16 protein-coding genes and 1 pseudogene are annotated in these 18829 nt (G+C 73.1%); 10 read left to right on the top strand and 7 right to left on the bottom strand.

From position 1 onward, the window contains the following. Together B0E53_RS18380 and B0E53_RS18375 are read right to left on the bottom strand one after the other, a co-directional pair. Positions 1 to 1092: pseudogene (locus tag B0E53_RS18380) on the bottom strand (permease); the annotation flags it as partial. Positions 1093 to 1253: 161 nt separating this feature from the next. Next, on the bottom strand, positions 1254 to 2681 hold the full coding sequence (locus tag B0E53_RS18375) for a UDP-glucose/GDP-mannose dehydrogenase family protein (RefSeq protein ID WP_107077195.1): 1428 nt from the start codon (positions 2679 to 2681) through the stop codon (positions 1254 to 1256). Between the two features lie 247 nt (positions 2682 to 2928). Between B0E53_RS18375 and B0E53_RS18370 the strand changes: the two genes are divergently transcribed. Continuing rightward, entirely contained in the window at positions 2929 to 4092 is a 1164-nt protein-coding gene (locus tag B0E53_RS18370; RefSeq protein WP_107077194.1) for an acyl-CoA dehydrogenase family protein, read from the top strand. 56 nt (positions 4093 to 4148) lie between these two features. On the opposite strand, the gene B0E53_RS18365 is transcribed toward B0E53_RS18370, so the two are convergent. Further along, complete coding sequence (locus tag B0E53_RS18365) at positions 4149 to 4808, bottom strand: hypothetical protein (protein ID WP_107077193.1); 660 nt, start codon at positions 4806 to 4808, stop codon at positions 4149 to 4151. Positions 4809 to 4831: 23 nt separating this feature from the next. Between B0E53_RS18365 and B0E53_RS18360 the strand changes: the two genes are divergently transcribed. Both B0E53_RS18360 and B0E53_RS18355 read left to right on the top strand, forming a co-directional pair. Next, positions 4832 to 5347: an acyl-CoA thioesterase gene (locus tag B0E53_RS18360; protein WP_107077192.1), complete on the top strand. Its 516-nt coding sequence runs from the start codon at positions 4832 to 4834 to the stop codon at positions 5345 to 5347. A 154-nt stretch (positions 5348 to 5501) separates the two neighbouring features. Then, entirely contained in the window at positions 5502 to 7490 is a 1989-nt protein-coding gene (locus B0E53_RS18355) for an acetoacetate--CoA ligase (protein WP_107077191.1), read from the top strand. A gap of 8 nt (positions 7491 to 7498) precedes the next feature. On the opposite strand, the gene B0E53_RS18350 is transcribed toward B0E53_RS18355, so the two are convergent. After that, entirely contained in the window at positions 7499 to 8188 is a 690-nt protein-coding gene (locus B0E53_RS18350; RefSeq protein WP_107077190.1) for a TIGR03089 family protein, read from the bottom strand. A gap of 151 nt (positions 8189 to 8339) precedes the next feature. Between B0E53_RS18350 and B0E53_RS18345 the strand changes: the two genes are divergently transcribed. Further along, complete coding sequence (locus B0E53_RS18345; RefSeq protein WP_107077189.1) at positions 8340 to 9485, top strand: glycosyltransferase family 1 protein; 1146 nt, start codon at positions 8340 to 8342, stop codon at positions 9483 to 9485. Between the two features lie 63 nt (positions 9486 to 9548). Continuing rightward, positions 9549 to 10640 carry a sugar phosphate nucleotidyltransferase gene (locus B0E53_RS18340; protein WP_107077188.1) on the top strand — a complete coding sequence of 364 codons (1092 nt, stop codon included), beginning with the start codon at positions 9549 to 9551 and terminating at the stop codon, positions 10638 to 10640. A 12-nt stretch (positions 10641 to 10652) separates the two neighbouring features. Here the strand turns inward: B0E53_RS18340 and B0E53_RS18335 are convergent, their stop codons facing one another. Next, entirely contained in the window at positions 10653 to 11225 is a 573-nt protein-coding gene (locus B0E53_RS18335; protein WP_107077187.1) for an NUDIX hydrolase, read from the bottom strand. Between the two features lie 39 nt (positions 11226 to 11264). On the opposite strand from B0E53_RS18335, the gene B0E53_RS18330 reads away from it, so the two are divergent. Both B0E53_RS18330 and B0E53_RS18325 read left to right on the top strand, forming a co-directional pair. Continuing rightward, a complete protein-coding gene (locus B0E53_RS18330; RefSeq protein ID WP_107077186.1) occupies positions 11265 to 12302 on the top strand; it encodes a hypothetical protein in 1038 nt (345 codons plus the stop codon). A gap of 251 nt (positions 12303 to 12553) precedes the next feature. Then, entirely contained in the window at positions 12554 to 13558 is a 1005-nt protein-coding gene (locus B0E53_RS18325; protein WP_107077185.1) for a winged helix-turn-helix domain-containing protein, read from the top strand. Between the two features lie 32 nt (positions 13559 to 13590). Here the strand turns inward: B0E53_RS18325 and B0E53_RS18320 are convergent, their stop codons facing one another. Both B0E53_RS18320 and cofD read right to left on the bottom strand, forming a co-directional pair. Then, positions 13591 to 14676: a coenzyme F420-0:L-glutamate ligase gene (locus tag B0E53_RS18320; protein WP_107077184.1), complete on the bottom strand. Its 1086-nt coding sequence runs from the start codon at positions 14674 to 14676 to the stop codon at positions 13591 to 13593. Beyond that, on the bottom strand, positions 14673 to 15620 hold the full coding sequence (cofD, locus tag B0E53_RS18315; RefSeq protein WP_107077183.1) for a 2-phospho-L-lactate transferase: 948 nt from the start codon (positions 15618 to 15620) through the stop codon (positions 14673 to 14675). Before cofD ends, B0E53_RS18320 begins: the two co-directional genes overlap by 4 nt. A 1044-nt stretch (positions 15621 to 16664) precedes the next feature. On the opposite strand from cofD, the gene B0E53_RS38700 reads away from it, so the two are divergent. The 3 genes from B0E53_RS38700 to B0E53_RS18305 form a co-directional block, all read left to right on the top strand. Then, the gene (locus tag B0E53_RS38700) at positions 16665 to 17441 is read left to right on the top strand and encodes a hypothetical protein (RefSeq protein WP_210406127.1); all 777 of its coding nucleotides are present in this window, start codon (positions 16665 to 16667) and stop codon (positions 17439 to 17441) included. Continuing rightward, positions 17398 to 18081: a zinc ribbon domain-containing protein gene (locus tag B0E53_RS38695; RefSeq protein WP_210406126.1), complete on the top strand. Its 684-nt coding sequence runs from the start codon at positions 17398 to 17400 to the stop codon at positions 18079 to 18081. The genes B0E53_RS38700 and B0E53_RS38695 overlap by 44 nt, the downstream gene beginning before the upstream one ends. Before the next feature lie 55 nt (positions 18082 to 18136). Further along, a partial coding sequence (locus B0E53_RS18305) for a hypothetical protein (RefSeq protein ID WP_107077182.1) occupies positions 18137 to 18829 on the top strand: 693 nt, incomplete at its 3' end.

Here is an 18829-nt window from a genome sequence, read left to right as displayed (position 1 = left end):
CCCGCCCCGGCGGCGGCCGGCACGGTGGCGGCGCGCAGCAGGGCGGTGACCGCGTACGCCAGGGCGACGGCGACCGCCGCCCCGTGCAGCAGCCAGGTCAGCTCGCGCAGCCACGGCACCGGGCGCGCCGCCGGGACCGGCTCCGTGCCGGGGGGCGGCTCCGCGCCGAGCACCTCGGCGGACTCCTCCGGGTCCGACTCGGGCCGGTCGTCGGCGGCGCGCTGCCGGGGCGGGGCGGGTGATCCGCTCGTACGCCAGCAGCGGCAGCACCGGCTGGGCGGCCAGCACGGTGGCGAAGCGGGGCGCCCGCAGGCCGGTCCAGTACGCGTACCCGAAGGCGACAGCGGTGGTGACCAGGAAGATCGACCCGGAGAAGGCGGCGCCGGAGGTGCCGCCGCCGATCCGGTCGACGGCCCAGAGCGCGTACCCGGCCAGCGGCACCAGCAGCAGGCCCACCGCGGCGATCGTCTCGGCGGTCGAGGTGAGCCCGCGCCGGGCCAGCACCGGCGGGGCGAGCAGCATCAGCACCGTGGCGACCAGCAGCACACCGAGCCGGGCCAGCGCGTCCATCGAGCTGGTGGCGACCGCGGCGAAGACCACCGCCGCGACGCCGAGCAGCAGCGCGCCGAGCCCGAGGGGGATGTTCTGCACCTCCCGCGAGGACGCCTCCGGCGGGTGCTCCGGGTCGTCCACGTCGAGCCACTGTGGGCGGCTGCGGGGCGGCGGGGGCAGGTCCTCCGGGCCGGCCGGCGGGGTGCCCTGGCGGGGCACCCGGGGCGGCGCGCCGGTGGTGGCGGTCGGGGGGCGGCGGCCGGGCCGGCCGCGCAGCACGCGGCGGGGCCGGGTGGCCTGCTTGATCCGTTCCTCACCGGCGTGCGCCAGGATGTCCCGCTGGAAGAGGGCGGCCTGCATCTTGGCGGCGATCTGCCGCTGCTCGCGGGCGATCTCGGCGTCGCGGGCCTTCATCTCGGCGATCGAGCGCTCGATCTCGGCCAGGTGCTCGGCCCACTGTGGCTGGTCCGCCCCGCAGTGTGGGCAGACGACGGCGGGCTTGATCTCCCGCCCGCACGAGGCGCACCTGAAGCTCTGCACGACACTCTCCTGTCCGGCCGGCCCCCGCGCGGTGGACCTCCCAGTCGCAGCATGCCTTGACCGGGCCCGGATTTCGACAGTTGCCGGCGCGTTCCGGACAACAAAAAGAGCCGGCCGGCGGGGGATCGGGTCCCCGGCCGGCCGGCCGACGGTTCACGGGGTCAGGGGCGGCCCATGCCGCGGTACTCCCACCCGGCCTGCGTCCACAGTGTGGAGTCCAGGCAGTTGCGGCCGTCGACCACCTTGCGGCCGTTGGCCAGCTCGCCCAGGGCGACCGGGTCGGCGTTGCGGAACTCGGCCCACTCGGTGAGGACGCAGACCAGGTCGGCGCCGCGGACGGCGTCGTTCATGGTGGCCTCGTAGCTCAGCTCGGGTACCGCCCGGCGGGCGTTCTCCACGCCCTGCGGGTCGAACACGTGCACGTCGGCGCCGGCCTTGCCGAGCAGCGACGCGACGGCGAGGGCCGGGGCGTCCCGGACGTCGTCGGTGTTCGGCTTGAAGGTGGCGCCGAGCACGGCGATCCGGGTGCCGGAGAGGTCGGGGCCGGCCGGGCCGGAGCGGCGGCCGAGCAGGTCGGCGGCGAGCTGGACCACCCGGGTGCGCCGGCGCAGGTTGATCAGGTCCACCTCGTGCAGGAAGCGCAGCGCCTCGCCGGCGCCGAGTTCCTGGGCGCGGGCCTGGAAGGCGCGGATGTCCTTGGGCAGGCAGGCGCCGCCGAAGCCGAGGCCGGCCTGGAGGAAGCGGTTGCCGATCCGGGGGTCGTACCCGATCGAGCGGGCGAGCTGGGTGACGTCGCCGCCGGCGGCTTCGCAGACCTCGGCCATCGCGTTGATGAAGGAGATCTTCGTGGCCAGGAAGGCGTTCGCGGCGACCTTGACCAGCTCCGCGGTGGCGAAGTCGGTGACCACCAGCGGCACCTCGCGGTCCTCGGTGGCGGCCAGGTCGAAGACGCCCTTGTGGGCGGCGTAGAGCATGCCGTTGGCCCACTCGCTCTTGACCCCGACCACGATCCGGTTCGGGCGCAGCACGTCGTCGACGGCGAAGCCCTCCTGGAGGAACTCGGGGCTCCAGGCCACCTCGACGCCCAGGTCGGCGGGGGTGTGCTTGCCGACCAGCTGCTCCACCCACTCGGCGGTGCCGACCGGCACGGTGGACTTGCCGACGATCAGCGCCTTGCGGCTCAGGTGCTGGGCGAGGCTGGTCACCGACGCCTCGACGTACGACAGGTCGGCGCCCATCCCGTCGGCCCGCTGCGGGGTGCCGACGCAGATGAAGTGCACGTCGCCGAAGTCGGCGGTCTCCTGGATGTCGGTGCTGAACCGGAGCCGGCCGGCGGCCAGGTTGCGCCGGAGCAGCTCGTCCAGGCCGGGCTCGTGGATCGGCACCTCGCCGGCGTTCAGCTTGGCGATCTTGTCCGCGTCCACGTCGTAGCCGAGCACCTCGTAGCCGAGCTCGGCGTAGCAGATGGCGTACGTCGCGCCGAGGTAGCCGGTGCCCAGGAAGGTAACCCGGGGTCGGGCCGCGCCCGAGGGCGGCGTCACCGCGGCGATGGCGGGCATCGGCTGGGTGTTCGGGTACGGGATCGTCACGCCTGTTTCTCCGCTCGCACTGGCGGCGCTTCCTCGCGTCGCGTTCGGCTGGGGCGCCAGGGCCGGCACCGAGGGAATTCTGTCGTCGTGTGTGAGGGTAGTTGTGGCCTGTCGCCCCCGCTCGTGCGCGAGCCTACCCGCCGGTAAGGTCCGGCCGAACCCTGGTGGCTATCCTTCAGTCTGCGGCAGTCGGCAGCCTCCGGGCACCACAGACTGCGCATGATAGCGGCGAAAGGGGAGGGCCGACATGCCCGCAGAACAGTCGTTCGACGTCTACCGGTTGCCGGAGGAGCACGAGGCGATCCGGGAGGCGGTCCGGGAGGTCTGTGCGGCGAAGGTTGCTCCGCACGCCGCTGAGGCGGATGAGACCGGTGAGTTCCCGAAGGCGTCCTACGACGCGCTGCGGGCCGCCGACTTCCACGCACCGCACATCCCCGTCGAGTACGGCGGCGCCGGCGCGGACGCGCTGGCCACGGCCATCGTGATCGAGGAGGTGGCCCGCGCCTGCGCCTCGTCCTCGCTGATCCCGGCCGTGAACAAGCTGGGCACCATGCCGCTGATCCTGGCCGGCTCCGAGGAGCTGAAGCGGAAGTACCTGACCCCGGTGGCGGCCGGCGACGCGATGTTCTCCTACTGCCTCTCCGAGCCGGAGGCGGGCAGCGACGCCGCCTCGATGACCACCAAGGCGGTCCGGGACGGCGACCACTGGGTGCTCAACGGCGTGAAGCGGTGGATCACCAACGCGGGCGTCTCGGAGTACTACACGGTCTTCGCTGTGACGGATCCCACAGCCCGCTCGAAGGGCATCTCGGCCTTCGTGGTGGAGAAGTCCGACGCCGGGGTGAGCTTCGGCGCGCCGGAGAAGAAGCTCGGCATCAAGGGCTCGCCGACCCGCGAGGTCTACTTCGACAACGTCCGGATCCCGGCGGACCGCATGATCGGCGCCGAGGGCACCGGCTTCGCCACCGCGATGCGGACCCTGGACCACACCCGGGTCACCATCGCCGCGCAGGCGGTCGGCATCGCGCAGGGCGCGCTGGACTACGCCAAGGGCTACATCCAGGAGCGCAAGCAGTTCGGCAAGGCGGTCGCCGATTTCCAGGGCATCCAGTTCATGGTGGCCGACATGGGCATGAAGCTGGAGGCGGCCCGCCAGCTCACCTACACCGCCGCCGGCAAGTCCGAGCGGGGCGACACGGACCTGACCTACTTCGGCGCGGCGGCCAAGTGCTTCGCGTCGGACGCCGCCATGGAGATCACCACCGACGCGGTGCAGCTGCTCGGCGGCTACGGCTACACCCGGGACTACCCGGTCGAGCGGATGATGCGGGACGCCAAGATCACCCAGATCTACGAGGGCACCAACCAGGTGCAGCGCATCGTCATGGCGCGCCAGCTGCTCAAGGGCTGACCCTCCGGGGGCGATGATCGGGCGGGCGGGCCGGGTGACCGGCCCGCCCGCGGTCGTCAACGGATCTCGGTGGTGCCCTCCGGCCGGGTGGTCGCGCGCGGGGGCGCGGACCACGGCGACTCGCCGCCGGAGCGGCGGGGCAGGGGTTCGGTGGGGGTGTCGGGATAGGCCAGCGTGAGCGGGGCCGGATCGCCCTCCTTCTTCGGGCCCGCCGGGGGCCAGTCGCCGAGCGAGGGGTTGTGCTCGATGGGCTTGTCGGCCGGGGTCAGCTCCGCCTCGGCCGCCGCCCCGACCGGCCGCTGCCGCCAGCGCTGGCCGCTGAACACGGCCATCAACAGCAGCACGCCGATCAGGAACAGCGTGCCGTTCTCCAGCGGCTGGCGTAGCGGCAGCGGGTCCCCGAGCAACTTCCAGTCCTCGGGGATCCGGTTCCGGACGCCGAAGGGCGCGACGAACAGCCCGAGGTACGGGACCGCGAGCAGCAGCCCGGCCACGGCCGGGCCGAGTGGCGAGAAGCGCAGCGTGCCGAGCAGGCCGAGCAGGATGCCGGCGACGCCCAGGTAGACGGCCGGCTCGATCAGGTTGGGCGTGCTGTACGTACCGATCTCCACCCAGCGGTGCACGGTGCGCTCAGATCCGTCCTGACCGAGCGTGACGAGCACCCAGGTGACGGGCGCCACCACCAACCCGGCGAGGAAGCTCCAGAGATGTCGCATCCGCGCACCGTACCGTTTTCGGCATGACAGATCACCCCTCCGCCCCGCAGGGCAAGCCGACCTCGTACTCGCGCGTCACGCTGAGTCGCATCATGACCGCTGTCGATGTCAATCTGTACGGGACCGTGCACGGTGGGGTACTGATGAAGTTCGTCGACGACGTGGCCGGTGCGGCGGCGGCCCGGCACAGCGGGGGCACCGCGGTGACCGCCTCGATCGACGAGATCGTCTTCTCCGAACCGGTCCGCGTGGGCGACCTGGTGCACGCGCACGCCCAGGTCAACTGGACCGGCAACACCTCGATGGAGGTCGGGGTGAAGGTGGTCGCCGAGCGCTGGGACTCGGCCGAGGACGAACCCGTCCGGGTCGCCACGGCGTACCTGGTCTTCGTGGGGGTGGACGTGGGCGGCGCGCCGCGCCCGGTCCGGCCGGTGCTGCCGGAGACGCCGGAGGACGAGCGGCGCTACCGGGAGGCGGAGATCCGCCGGGCCCACCGGCTGGCCCGCCGCCGGGCCATCCAGGCCCACCGGGCCGGCTGACCGGAGTCGGCCCACACACCCCGCGGCCCGGGCGTGTGGGCCGGCCACGCCCCGTCACCGGCACCCGGTGCGGAGAATGGCGTCGCGAGGTAGGGCAAGATGGCGCCACGGCCCATGCACAGTGTCGTGCCGGGGCCTCAGGGAGGGTGGAACAGTGGGTGACGTGCTGTGGACGCCGCCGGCCGACGTGCGTGAGCGGTCCCGGATCGGTGACTACCTGCGCTGGCTGGCCGAGCACCGGGGGCTGGAGTTCGCCGACTACGACGCGCTGTGGCAGTGGTCGGTGACCGACCTGCCCGCCTTCTGGCGGTCGATCTGGGACTACTTCGAGGTGGTGGCGCACACCCCGCCGACCGCCACGCTCACCGACCCGACCATGCCGGGCGCCCGCTGGTTCCCCGGCGCCACCCTCAACTATGCCGAGAACGTGCTGCGGATGCCGGGCCGGGGCGACGACGACCCGGTGGTGATCGCGCACGGGCAGACCCGCGCGCCGGAGACGCTGACCGCCGCGCAGTTGCGCGAGCGGGTCCGCCGGGTGGCGGCCGGCCTGCGCCGGCTCGGCGTGGGGAAGGGCGACCGGGTGGCGGCGTACGCGCCGAACATCCCGGAGACCTACGTCCTGCTGCTCGCCACCGCGAGCCTCGGCGCGATCTTCTCCTCCTGCGCGCCCGAGTTCGGCACCCGCAGCGTCACCGACCGCTGGCAGCAGATCGAGCCCACGGTGCTGGTGGCGGTCGACGGCTACCGCTACGGCGACAAGCCGGTCGACCGGCGCGCCGAGGTGGCCGCCATCCGGGCCGCCCTGCCGTCGCTGCGGCACACCGTCGGCATCGCGTACCTCGACCCGGCCGGCGCGCCCCCCGAGGGTGCGCTTTCGTGGTCGGAGCTGGCGGCGGAGACCGACGAGCCGCTGACCTTCACCCCGGTGCCCTTCGACCACCCGCTCTACGTGCTCTACTCCTCCGGGACCACCGGCCTGCCCAAGCCGATCGTGCACGGCCACGGCGGCATCCTGCTGGAGCACCTGAAGATGCTGGCCCTGCACCACGACCTGGGCCCGGCCGACCGGTTCTTCTGGTTCACCACCACCGGCTGGATGATGTGGAACTTCCTGGTCTCCGGGCCGGCGGCGGGCGCGGCCATCGTGCTCTTCGACGGCAACCCGGGCCACCCCGACCTGGGCGCGCTCTGGCGGCTGGCGGCGGAGACCGGCACCAGCTACTTCGGCACGTCGGCGCCGTTCCTGCTGGCCTGCCGCAAGGCCGGGCTGGTCCCGAAGGAGAGCGCCGACCTGTCCGCGCTGCGCGGGGTGGGCTCGACCGGCGCCCCGCTGCCCGTCGAGGGCTTCACCTGGGTCTACGAGAACGTCGGCGACCGCCTCCAGCTCCAGTCGCTCTCCGGCGGCACGGACGTCTGCACCGGCTTCGTCGGCGGCGTGCCGCTGCTGCCGGTGCACGCCGGAGAGATCACCTGCCGGGCACTCGGCGCGAAGGTGGAGGCCCGCTCGGCGGACGGCACCCCGGTGATCGGCCAGCTCGGCGAGCTGGTGATCACCGAGCCGATGCCGAGCATGCCGGTCGGCTTCTGGAACGACACCGACGGCTCCCGCTACCGCGAGGCGTACTTCGAGGTCTATCCGGGGGTCTGGCGGCACGGCGACTGGATCACCATCAACGAGCGCGGCGGCTGCGTGATCACCGGCCGCTCCGACGCCACCCTCAACCGGGGCGGCGTCCGGCTCGGCACGGCCGAGTTCTACTCGGTGGTCGAGGGGCTGGACGAGGTGGTCGACTCGGTCGTGGTGCACCTGGAGGACGACGAGGGCGGGGCCGGCGAGCTGCTCCTCTTCGTGGTGCTCGCCGAGGGCCTGGAGCTGGACGACGAGCTGCGGAGGAAGATCTGCCGGGAGCTGCGTACCGCGCTGTCGCCGCGGCACGTCCCCGACGAGATCCACCAGGTCCGGGCCGTCCCGCGCACCCTGAGCGCGAAGAAGCTGGAGGTCCCGGTGAAGAAGATCCTCACCGGCACCCCGGTGGACAACGCCGCGGCCAAGGGCGCCCTGGCCAACCCGGAGTCGCTGACCGCGTTCGCCGCCTTCGCGCAGCGCCGTGCCGGTTCCGACCACCCCACCCGCGCCTGACCCCGAGGTCAGGCGAGGGCCCGGGTGACCTTTTCCGTGGCCGTGCGGGAGTCCAGGCGCGCCGGGTCCAGGTTGGCGCAGGCGACCAGGGTGGCGCCCGCCGTGAGGGGGGCCAGCAGCCAGTCGACCGGGTCGGGGTGCCGCGTCACGTCGACCAGCAGCCGGTCGCCGGGGGTGAGGCACAGCTCCGCGGCCCGGGCCTCCGCGCGGGCCAGCAGCGCCGCGTCCCCCGCACCACCTCCCGGGTACGGGGTGTGGTGGTCGCCGTGACCGCGTACCGCCGACACGAAGTCGGCGAAGCCGGCCGGCACCTCCCGCATCGGCAGCGCGAACGGGTCGAGGGCCAGCGCGTACCGCTCGCCGGCCGACCAGGCGCCCGCCTCGTCGAGCCGGTCGGCGGCGGCGAAGAGCACGTCCACGTCGCCCCGGGTCTCGGCCACGGTCAGCTTCGCCGACCAGCAGCCGAGCAGCACGGCGGCGGTCTGCCAGTGCGGCGGCAGCAGCACCGCGGCCGTGTCGCCGGGGGCGAGCGCGACCTCGTCGACGAGCAGGTTGGCCGTCTTGGCCACCCAGTTCGCCAGCGTCGCGCCGGACAGTTCGGTGCGCTCCCCGGTGGCGTCGTCGTACCAGGTCAGCAGCGGGCGGGCGGGGTCGGACGCGGTCGCGTCGGCGAACACCCGGGCAATGTTGTCGGCCATCGGCGCGAACGATACGCGCCCGGGGCGCGTACTCGATGACAACGACAAGTCGGCGTACCGTCGGGTCGCAGTCAGCGTCGGGCAGCCGGCCCGGCGTAGGCTTGCCGACAGTGTTGTTCCCCACAGACACGCCAGCCTGAGGAGTCGCCCCGTGACCGCCGGTCGCCCGCCCCGCGTGCTCATCGACGCCACGAGTGTCCCCGCCGATCGCGGCGGCGTCGGTAGATACGTCGACGGCCTGCTCGGTGCCCTCGGCCGGGTCTGCGGCTCCGGCGTCGACCTGGCCGTGGTGAGCCTCCGCACCGACCTGGAGCGCTACACCCGGATGCTGCCCGGCGCCGAGGTGATCCCCGCCCCGGCGGCTGTCGCGCACCGGCCCGCCCGGCTCGCCTGGGAGCAGACCGGCCTGCCGCTGCTGGCCCAGCAGGTCGGCGCCGAGGTGCTGCACTCGCCCTTCTACACCTGCCCGCTGCGAGCCGGCTGCCCGGTCACGGTCACCGTGCACGACGCGACCTTCTTCACGGAGCCGGAGCACTACGACAAGTCGCGCCGCACCTTCTTCCGCAGCGCGATCAAGACCTCGCTGCGCCGCGCCAACCGGGTGATCGTGCCGAGCAAGGCCACCCGCGACGAGCTGATCCGGCTGCTGGACGCCGACCCGACCCGGATCGACGTGGCCTACCACGGGGTCGACCAGGCCGCCTTCCATGCCCCGAGCGAGGAGGAGAAGGCGCGCGTCCGGGCCCGCCTCGGGCTCGGCAGCAGCAGCTACGTGGCGTTCCTCGGCGCCAAGGAGCCGCGCAAGAACGTACCCAACCTGATCCGCGGCTGGGCCCGCGCGGTGGCCGACCGGGAGAACCCGCCCGCGCTGGTCATCGCCGGCGGTCAGGGGCACGACGACGACATCGACCGCGCGGTGGCCGAGGTGCCGTCGCACCTGCGGCTGCTCCGCCCGGGCTACCTGCGCTACGCCGACCTGCCCGGCTTCCTCGGTGGCGCGCTGGTCGCCGCCTACCCGTCCTACGGCGAGGGCTTCGGCCTGCCCATCCTGGAGGCGATGGCGTGCGCGGCGCCGGTGCTCACCACCCCGCGGCTCTCCCTGCCCGAGGTGGGCGGCGACGCCGTGGCGTACACCAGCGAGGACCCGGAGCAGATCGCCACCGACCTGACCGCCCTGCTCGACGACGAGCAGCGCCGGCTCTCCCTGGCCAAGGCCGGCTTCGACCGGGCCAAGGAGTTCACCTGGGAGTCCAGCGCCGAGGTGCACATCGCCGCGTGGAGCCGCGCGCGTTCCTGAGTGTCACCTGCGGGTACGCCCGACCCCGGTCCCGTAGCAGGGCGGTTCGGGCATGATGTGCTGATGTTCTACGCCGTCATCCCGGCGGGTGGCAGCGGCACGAGGTTGTGGCCGCTGTCCCGTGCCGGCCACCCCAAGTTCCTCCACCCGCTGACCGGCACCCCGGCCTCGCTGCTCCAGGCGACGGTCGACCGGCTGTCGCCGTTGACCAGCCCTGAGCGCACGCTGGTGGTCACCGGGGCCGCGCACGTCGCGGCGGTGGCCCGGCAACTGGCGGGCGTGCCGGAGGAGAACATCCTGGTGGAGCCCTCGCCGCGGGACTCCTGCGCGGCGATCGCGCTGGCCGCCGCGGTGATCGCCGAACGCGACCCGGAGGCGGTGATGGGGTCGTTCGCCGCCGACCACCTCATCGGTGACCCGGCACGCTGGGCCGAGGTGGTCCGGCAGGCCATCCGCGGCGCCGAGCAGGGTTCCCTGATGACCGTGGGCATCACCCCGACCCGCCCGGAGACCGGCTACGGCTACCTGGAGACCGGCGAGCCGGTGGGCGACAGCCCGCTGCGCCCGGTGATCGAGTTCAAGGAGAAGCCGGCCGCCGAGGTGGCGGAGGGCTACGTCCGCTCCGGCCGGCACCTCTGGAACGCCAGCATGTTCGTCTGGCGGGTGGACGTCTTCCTGGCCGAACTGGCCCGGCAGCAGCCGGCCCTGCACGCGGGGATCACCGCGATCGCGGCGGCGTGGGGCACCCCCGAGCAGGACGACGTCCTCGGCACGGTCTGGCCGACCCTGCCGAAGATCTCCGTCGACTACGCGGTGATGGAGGGCGCGGCGACCGCCGGCCGGGTGGCGACCGTTCCCGGCGACTTCGGCTGGAACGACGTGGGCGACTTCCACACCCTCGGCGAGGTGCTGCCCGCCGACGCCGCCGGCAACGTGGTGCTGGGCGCCGACGCCAAGCCGGGCGTGCTGCTGCGGGACACCAGCAACCTGGTGGTGGTGCCGCAGTCCGGCCGGCTGGTGGCCGCGATCGGCGTCCACGACCTGATCGTGGTGGACACCCCGGACGCCCTGCTGGTCTGCCCGCGCGACCGGGCGCAGGACGTGAAGAAGGTGGTCGACGAGCTCAAGGAGCGCGGCGAGGAGGGGCTGGTGTGACCGTGCCCCGGGTCAGCCGGCGGCCCGCCGGGCAAGCGTCGCCAGCGCCGGGGCCACCAGTTGGACGGTCCCGTCGGCCAGCGGCTCGGGCAGCCGGTCCGGCGGGAACCAGCCCAGCGCCTCGGACTCGGCGCTGACCCGCTCGGTCGCCCCGGCCGGGGCGAGCACGGCGAACCGGATGTCGTAGTGCAGCGAGCCGCCCTGGCAGGCCACCGGGTGGATGTCCACGTCGATCGGCTCCGGGTCGACCACCAGGCCGGCGATCCCGGACTCCTCGGTGGCCTCGCGCAGCGCGGCGGCCGCCAGGGTCCGGTCGCCGGGCTCGCAGTGCCCGCCGAGCTGCACCCACTTGCGGAACTTGCCGTGCAGGCAGAGCAGCACCCGGGCCCCGGTCGGGTCGAGCACCAGGGCGCTCGCGGTGACGTGCCCGGGCCGGTGCGCCCGGCTCATCGCCACCGGCCCGGCGGCGAGCAGCGCCAGCGTCCGGTCCCGGTTGGCGGCGGCCGCCGGGCTGGTCGCCGTCCAGCGGCTCAGCACCGCGGTGGCGTCGGCGTGCAGGCGGGCGTACGTCTCGGTCTCCGGCACCCCGCCACTGTACGGGCGCGCCCTCCGTACCCTGGCCGGGTGACCCTGCGACTCGTCGAGTTCGTCGTGGCCGGCAACGAGGCCAGCGACCTGCTGCCGGTACGCTCCGCGGCCCTGCTGCGCGCCCACGGCGCCCGGCGGGGATTCTGGACCGTCCTCGACGAGGGCCCGGTGGAACAGTGCCTGGCCCTGCTGCTGGAGCGCGCGGACGGCGAGTGGGTGGCGCATCACGTGGCCGCCGACGCCGGCCGGGAGAACGGCCGCACCGAGGACGGCGAGGCGCTCGCCCACCACGACGGCTGGGTGTACGTCTTCGGCTCGCACTTCGGCTCCAAGGCCGGCCCGCTGCGCCCCCGGCGGGCGTTCGTGGCCCGGTTCCGGGAGGACGACGCCGCGCGCGGGACGCTGCCGCTGCACGTGGTGCGCAACCGGTTCCGGCTGCACCGGGCGGTCAACGACGCGCTCGCCGCCGCGCCGCTGACCCCGCTGCCGCCGGGGAAGCGGGTCCGGCAGCGGTTCATCGTGGAGACCATGACCCGGGGCACCGCCCGGGCGAAGAGCTGGGTGAGCCGGCTGGCCGAGGACGACCTGCCGCTCAACGTCGAGGCGGCGGCCTTCACCCCGGCCGGGACGGTGCTGCTCGGGCTGCGTTTCCCGGTGACCGCCGAGGGCGAGCCGATCCTGGTCGAGCTGGCCGGGGTGGCCGACATGTTCGACGACCAGCCGGGGTGGCCGCGGGCCGTCGGGGCGTACGCCCTGACCGGGGTGACCCCGGCGGGCACGCTGACCGGCTTCCGGGCCATCGCCCCGACACCGGACGGCGGCTACGCGGCGGTGATCGGCTCGATCGACGCGGTCGGCAAGGGTTCGGTGCTGCTGGACGCCCACCCGCACGGCGGCGAGGTCACCTCGCGGCACGTCCGGTTCCGGCACGACGTCGGTCCGGACGCCCGGGTGGCGGGGAAGGTGGTGGCCGAGCTGGCGCCGTTCCACCACGTGGAGGGGCTGGCCGAGCTGGACGGGCGCTGCTACTACGTCACCGACGAGGACCACCGGGTGGCGCTCTGGCTCGGCTGAGCGGTCGCCGGACGACACCTCCACGGAGAAGAGCCGCAGACCCTCGTGGTGCCGTCCGGCCGACCGGCGCGCCCGCTGGCCGTCGACCGGGCCGGCGCTGCCGTGCCCCGGCAACGGCGGGCAAGGGAAGTCTGCCCAACCCGGCCGCGCACCGTCGAGGTTTTTCATCCCACGCTTAAAAATGGAGATAAGTGCCGGCGGGTACAGTGCTCAAGGTGGCGGGCACTCCCTCGGTCCGCCCGGGAGAGTCCATGCTGAAGGTCGTTTTCTCCCGCGAGGACATCCTGCGGACCAGGGTGGCCCCCGCCGCGGACCCGGTCTGGGAACTGGTCCTCAGCCTGCACCTGCTCCAGGGGCGCGGGCGTGACCCGCTGCTGACCGAGTGGCGACGCACCGTGGCCCGCGGGCTGCGGACGGACAGCGCGGCCGAACGCTACCGGCTGCTGCTGGCCCTCAATCCCCCGCGCGGTTACTTCCCCGACTTCCTCACCCCGTACGCCAGCAGGGACGGCCTGGAGGCCGGGCTGGAAGCGGTCCGGGGCACCCCGGCCGGCCTGCTCCGCCGGGACCTCACGCTGCTGGCCGAGGAGAACACGCTGCCGTCGTCGGCGAGCGTGCTGGCCCGTGGCGAGCCCGAGGTGCTGCGCCACCTGACCGACTCGATGGTCCGCTACCAGTCGCTGGCCGTAACCCCGTACTGGTCACGCATCCAGGCCGCCGTGGAGGCGGACCGGGCCCGCCGCGCCCGGGCCATGCTCGACGGCGGCACCGAAGGGCTGCTGGCCAGCCTCCGCCCGAGCATGCGCTGGGACGACGGGGTGCTGGAGGTCCTCGACTACCCGGACAGCCGGGAACTGCACCTCGACGGCCGGGGGCTGCTGCTGGTTCCCTCGTTCTTCTGCGCGCGCACCCCGGTCGCGCTGCTCGACCCGAGCCTGCCGCCGGTGCTGGTCTACCCCGTCGACCGGCTCGGCGGCCTCCTGGGCGAGGCGGGCAGCGGCGCCGGCCGGGACGCCGACGCCGCGCAGCGGGAGGCGCTGGCCGCCCTGCTCGGCCGGACCCGGGCGAGCGTGCTGGAGGCCGCCGACGAGGGCTGCACCACCGGCGAGGTCGCCCGCCGGCTGCGCATCTCCGCCGCCGCGGCCAGCCAGCACACCACCGTGCTGCGCAACGCCGGTCTGCTGGTCAGCCACCGCGACCGCAACACCGTCCTGCACACCCTGACCCCTCTGGGCCGCGCCGTCCTCGACGCCTGACCCGGGCGACGCCACGCGAGGCGCGAAACGGGTCAGACGGCGAGGGCCGCGCTGGCGGTGCTTCCGGGTGGCGGGGGGAGCAGGGCCGACGGGACGCCCTCGGCGGCCAGCGCGGTGCGCAGCCGTTGCAGGTCGGCGCCGAACCGGACCAGATCCGCCGGGTCCACCGGGGCCGGTGGCGTGCCGAGCACCAGGCCGGTGGCCGACGCGGGCCAGCCGGGCACGGTGGCGACCAGTCCGGCGCGTACCTCCTGGTCGGTGACGTGGGTGAAGACGGTGCCGGACGCGACCACCTCGGCGACGGCGGCGATCGCCCGGTCGACGGCGGCCAAGTCGGCAGGGGCCGGGCCGGGGCCGTCGGCCAGGGTGGCCGCCGCGCGCAGCCCGGCGGCGTGCGCCTCGGCGGTGCCGAGGGAGAAGAGGTCCAGCGACGCGTCGCGGACCAGCGCCCGGGCGCCCGTGTCGTCGTCCCGGGTCCCGCCCAGGTAGCCCCGGATCACCGCGACCGGCACCTGGTCGCACTTGCCCTTGATCAGCTCGCCGGCCCCGGCCAGCTCGTCCACCACGGCCATCTGGGTGAGCTGGAGTTCGTTGCCGTAGGGGTCGATCTCGCCCCGGTGGTCGCGGATCGCCGGCATGCCGGCCACCCCGAGCGCCACGTCGGTGAGCCCGTTGCGCCACGGTCGGCCCATGGTGTCGCTGACGATGACCGCGACATCGAGGTCGTACCGCTCGCGCAGCGCGGCCCGCAGCGCGCGGGCGGAGGCGTCCGGGTCCTCGGGCAGCAGCACCAGCCGGGTCTTGTCCACGTTGGACGCGTCGATGCCGGCGGAGGCCATCACGAACCCGTGGTGGGTCTGCACGATCCGGGTCGCGCCGCGGGTGGCCACCACCCGGGCGGTCTCCCCGGCCAGCACCTCGTCCCGGGCGGCGAGCCGGTCGGGGCCGTCGGCCGGCACGTCGACCAGCCGGCCCTCCGCCTTCGACACGATCTTGCTGGTCACCACCAGCACGTCGCCGTCGCGCAGCCAGGGCGCGGCGGTGGCGATCAGCGCCGCCAGGTCGTCGCCCTCGGTCACGTCGCCGATGCCGAGCACCGGCAGGATCTCCAGCCTCACATCAGCTCCAACGCGGCCCGGACGATCGCCACCGTCGCCGCCTCGTCGGTCATCCGCAGCGGCGCCGGGCGCACGGTCACCTCCGGCACTGTGGTGCCCGCGTCCTCGGGCGCGACCAGCCAGCCGTCGAGCAGGCCGCCGGCCGGCCGGCCGCCGTAGAGGCCGCCCACCCCGGCCGCGCTGCACTCGACGCGGAGCACGGACAGGCAGCGGTCGGCCATGCCGCGGACCGGCGCGCCGCCGATGATCGGGGACACCCCGATGACCGGGGCCGGACCATCGGCGACCGCGTCGCGCAGCCCCGGCACGGCCAGGATCGGGGCGATGCTCACCACCGGGTTGCTGGGCGCCACGAGCACCACGTCGGCGGCGCGGATCGCCTCCAGCACCCCGGGCGCCGGCTTGGCCGTCTCCGCGCCGACGAAGACGAACCGGTGCGTCGGGAGGTCCGCCCGGTGGCGCACCCACCACTCCTGGAAGTGGATCGCCCGCTGGCCGCCGTCCGAATCAACCACGACGTGCGTCTCCAGCCGGTCGTCGGTGGCCGGCAGCAGGCGTACGCCGGGCTGCCAGCGGGTGGCCAGCGCCTCGGTGACCTGGGACAGCGGGTAGCCGGCGTTGAGCATGGTGGTGCGCACCAGATGGGTGGCGAGGTCCTTGTCGCCCAGCCCGAACCAGGCCGGCTCGGCGCCGTACGCGGCCAGCTCGGACTTGACCGTCCAGGTCTCGCCCACCCGGCCCCAGCCCCGCTCCGGGTCGGCGCCCCCGCCCAGCGTGTACATCACACTGTCCAGGTCGGGGCAGACCTTCAGCCCGTGCAGCAGCAGATCGTCGCCGACGTTGACCACGGCGGTCACCTCGGCACCCATCTCCCGGGCGTACGCCCGGACCCCGAGCAGGAACCGGGCGCCCCCGATGCCGCCGGTCAGAACCACGATGCGCATGGCGTCCATCCTTGCGCACGCGCCGCCGTCGATCAGCCGTGGCCGGGAAGCTGTGATAACCATCCCCACCGCATCCTTGACAATCGGGTCTCAGGGCAGATTGGCGGTTGGTGGCTTACCCGTCACCTCCGGAAGTGGCGGTGAAGGATTTACCGGTCCCCCCGACGGTGCCGGTGGAGTCCGAAACGATGACGCCGTGGCTGGGCGTATCCCACCAGTAGGGCAGAGGCCGGTGACCAGGCCGAGCCCGGCCGGAAGTCGCACCACGCGCCATCGGATGGAAGGTTTCCGCTTTCGGCGCAGGCAAGGAGGGCTTCACCCTCTGCGCGGATCTTCGCAGCGTCGGCTGCATTCCCGAAGCGGGGGTCGGCGGTCTGGTCGGCGAACTCGTCTGCGTCCTTCCATGACCAATTGCGGTCAGGGACGACGAGCACGCTGCCGGCCCGTGACCACCACATGGAGTGGGCAGTGCCCTGCGACATCAACATCAGGGTTCGGTATGGCTGCCAGAAGCCAGGCTGAAGCAGGGTCGGCGTAGTCAACTCATCCCGCCACGGGCGGGTGCCGGTCGTCGTGCCGTCCAAAGCAGCGCGATGCATGGTGGCCGATCCGCGGTCTAGCCAGCGCAGCAGGCCATGCTCGTCGTTGGAAAACACTCGGCCGCACTGGGGGGACGACACCGATACGACCGTCCGGATGCATTCGCGTCTAACGATTTCTCGTCCGTGCCGGTAGCGCATCCTCGGCAGGGTAGCCATCGATCATGTCAAGCATCAGGGGGTCCCAGATATTCGTCATCAGCCGGGACACGACGCCGGAAAGATACGTCTAGCCGTCGATTTTCCCCTTGCCTCTATCTATGGTTGCTTGTCGTACGTCGCGTCTGCGGATCGGTGAGTTTGGCGAGTGATTGGCGCTGTCCTCGCGGTTGGAACTGATGAAGGGTTTGTTGGCGGTCGTGAGTGCCTTCTCGTGCCGGCTGGACAGGCTCCGAGCTATGGAAGCGAAACTCGACAGGGCGGATCTGACCCCGGTTGGTCGCCCGTGAAGGTCACCCGCATCGCTTACTCGAGCGGCTTGAACGCCGGCAAGTACGCCGCGTTGCGGGAGCAGGCGCGTCGGTTGGGCCGGGTGCGTAGTGAGGTCTGGCAACGGTACGGCTCGATCGCCGGGGTCGGATCCGGGCTGACGGACCGGCAGGTGCGGGACGGCTGGTTGGCCGACGGCACACATGTGCGGTTCAGTGTGCTGGCGAATTCCTGGAAGGAGACCGTCCGCGACGCCGTGGCCGACATCGCAGCGAACCTGGCGTCGGCGAAGGTCGAGGTCCGGCGGGCGATTCATCGGTGCACCAACGATCCGGTGGAGCGCAAGCGGTTGCTCAAAGCGTTGAAGACAGACCAATGGGCTGGCGACCCGTTCCTGTCTCGGCAGATGCGCAAACACTGGAGGCGGGGCCGCAACCACACGCACGATCAGATCGTGATGCGCGCCGACGCGTACAACGCCGCCGTCGATGGGCGAGGCCGGTTGTGGCTGGCGGTTCCCGGTCTGCAACGCCGCCAGATGGTCAAGATCCCGCTGTCTACGACCGTGGCCCCGAGGGGCACGCTGCGGCTGATCCTTCGCGCAGGCCGAGTCGAGGTGCACTACCAGATCGACGCGTCACGAATGCGGTCATCGCGGCGGCCGTGCGGCGACCGGACAATCGGTGTGGACAAGGGCTACACCGAAGCCCTTACGGACTCCGACGGCGATCGCCACGGTTGCGGCCTGGGTGAGTTTGTTGACGGCGCAGTCGGACCGGTCAAAGGAACGTAACCGTCGGCGGGCGAGGCTGCGCTCGATCGCGAACACCGCCGCCCTGCGCGGGGATCATGCGAAAGCGCGTCGGATCACGGTCAACAACCTCGGGACGGTCAAGCGGGATCGGCAGGCCGCCCGGCACCGAGCGAGGGTGCGTACGGAGGTCTTCAGCGCCGTGCACCGGGTGGTGGACAAGGCCGCCGCCGTGGTAGCCGAAGACCTCACCAGACGCTTCCCCGGCCGTAATCCGCTCGGCAAAAACAGCAATCGGCGCCTCGCCGCGTGGACGAAAGGGGTCACCGCCGAGGCGCTGGTGAACGTGTCGGAGCGCAGAGGTTCTGCGCTCGTGCACGTCAACGCCGCCTACACCTCACAAGCCTGTCATCGCTGCGGCCGGCTCGGCCGACGCAGCGGGGATCGGCTTCACTGCACCTCGTGCGGGGTGGTGTGGCAGGCCGACGTGAACGCCGCGATCAACATCCTGCAGCGAGCTGGCGATCCCGACATCGCCCTGCACACACCGCACCAAACGGTGAAGCAGATCCTGCAGGACAGGGTCGATCGCCATCGGACCAGACTGCCGGTCCAGGACTCCAGCCCGGCATTGGCCGCGCGGAGAGCGAAACATCCGAACCGCTCTACGAGCATTCAGTAGGAAGCAGACTACGCTCACGTCGGCAACTGTCCGTTTTCATCCCCAGGGGGAGTCCGTGACCAGCCCCGCCGAGCCCGCGTCCGGCGACACCACGCAGGCCAGCCAGTTGACCAAGCCGTTGCGCGAACTGGCCGCGCTCGTCCTGCTCGGCGCGAACGCCGTGCTGCTCTTCGTCGGCCTGCTGCGCCTGCTGGTGCCGGTCGACGACTACAGCACGTTCAGCGGCCGGGCCGGGAGCACCTTCTTCGCCTTCGTCGGCCTGGAGTCGACCGTCCTGCCGGTGCTGGCCGTGCTGCTGGCCACCCACGTCCGCCCGGTGCTGCCGAAGGCGAAGCTGATCACCCAGGTGGCGCTGGTCGAGTACGCCGTCTCCGCGGCGTTCGGCGCGCTCACCTTCCTGATCTGGATGGTCGGCCGGCTCGCCGACGGCGAGGTGCTGGACGCCTTCCTCGGCCTGCTCACCCGGGTCGCCTGGCTGGCCGTCTTCGCGATCGCCGCGTTCGTCGTCTTCAAGATCTGGCGCACCCTCTACTACGTACCGAAGCCGAAGCCGCAGCCCGGTGTATACGGCCAGGCGCAGCCCGGCTGGCCGCAGCAGCCCGGCCCGGTTCCGGGCCAGCCCGGCGGTTACCCGGCTCCGGGCGGGTACCCGCAGGCCGGCGCGCCGCAGCAGCCGGGCGGCTACCCGCAGCCCGGCCCGTACGGCCCGCCGCAGTCCGCGCCGCCGTTCAACACCGCCCCGCCGCAC

The organism is Micromonospora sp. MH33 (assembly GCF_003013775.1).
Classification (GTDB): domain Bacteria; phylum Actinomycetota; class Actinomycetes; order Mycobacteriales; family Micromonosporaceae; genus Micromonospora; species Micromonospora fulviviridis.
Note: the sequence above shows the minus strand (reverse complement) of the source record. Positions and strands in the feature narration are given on the sequence as shown.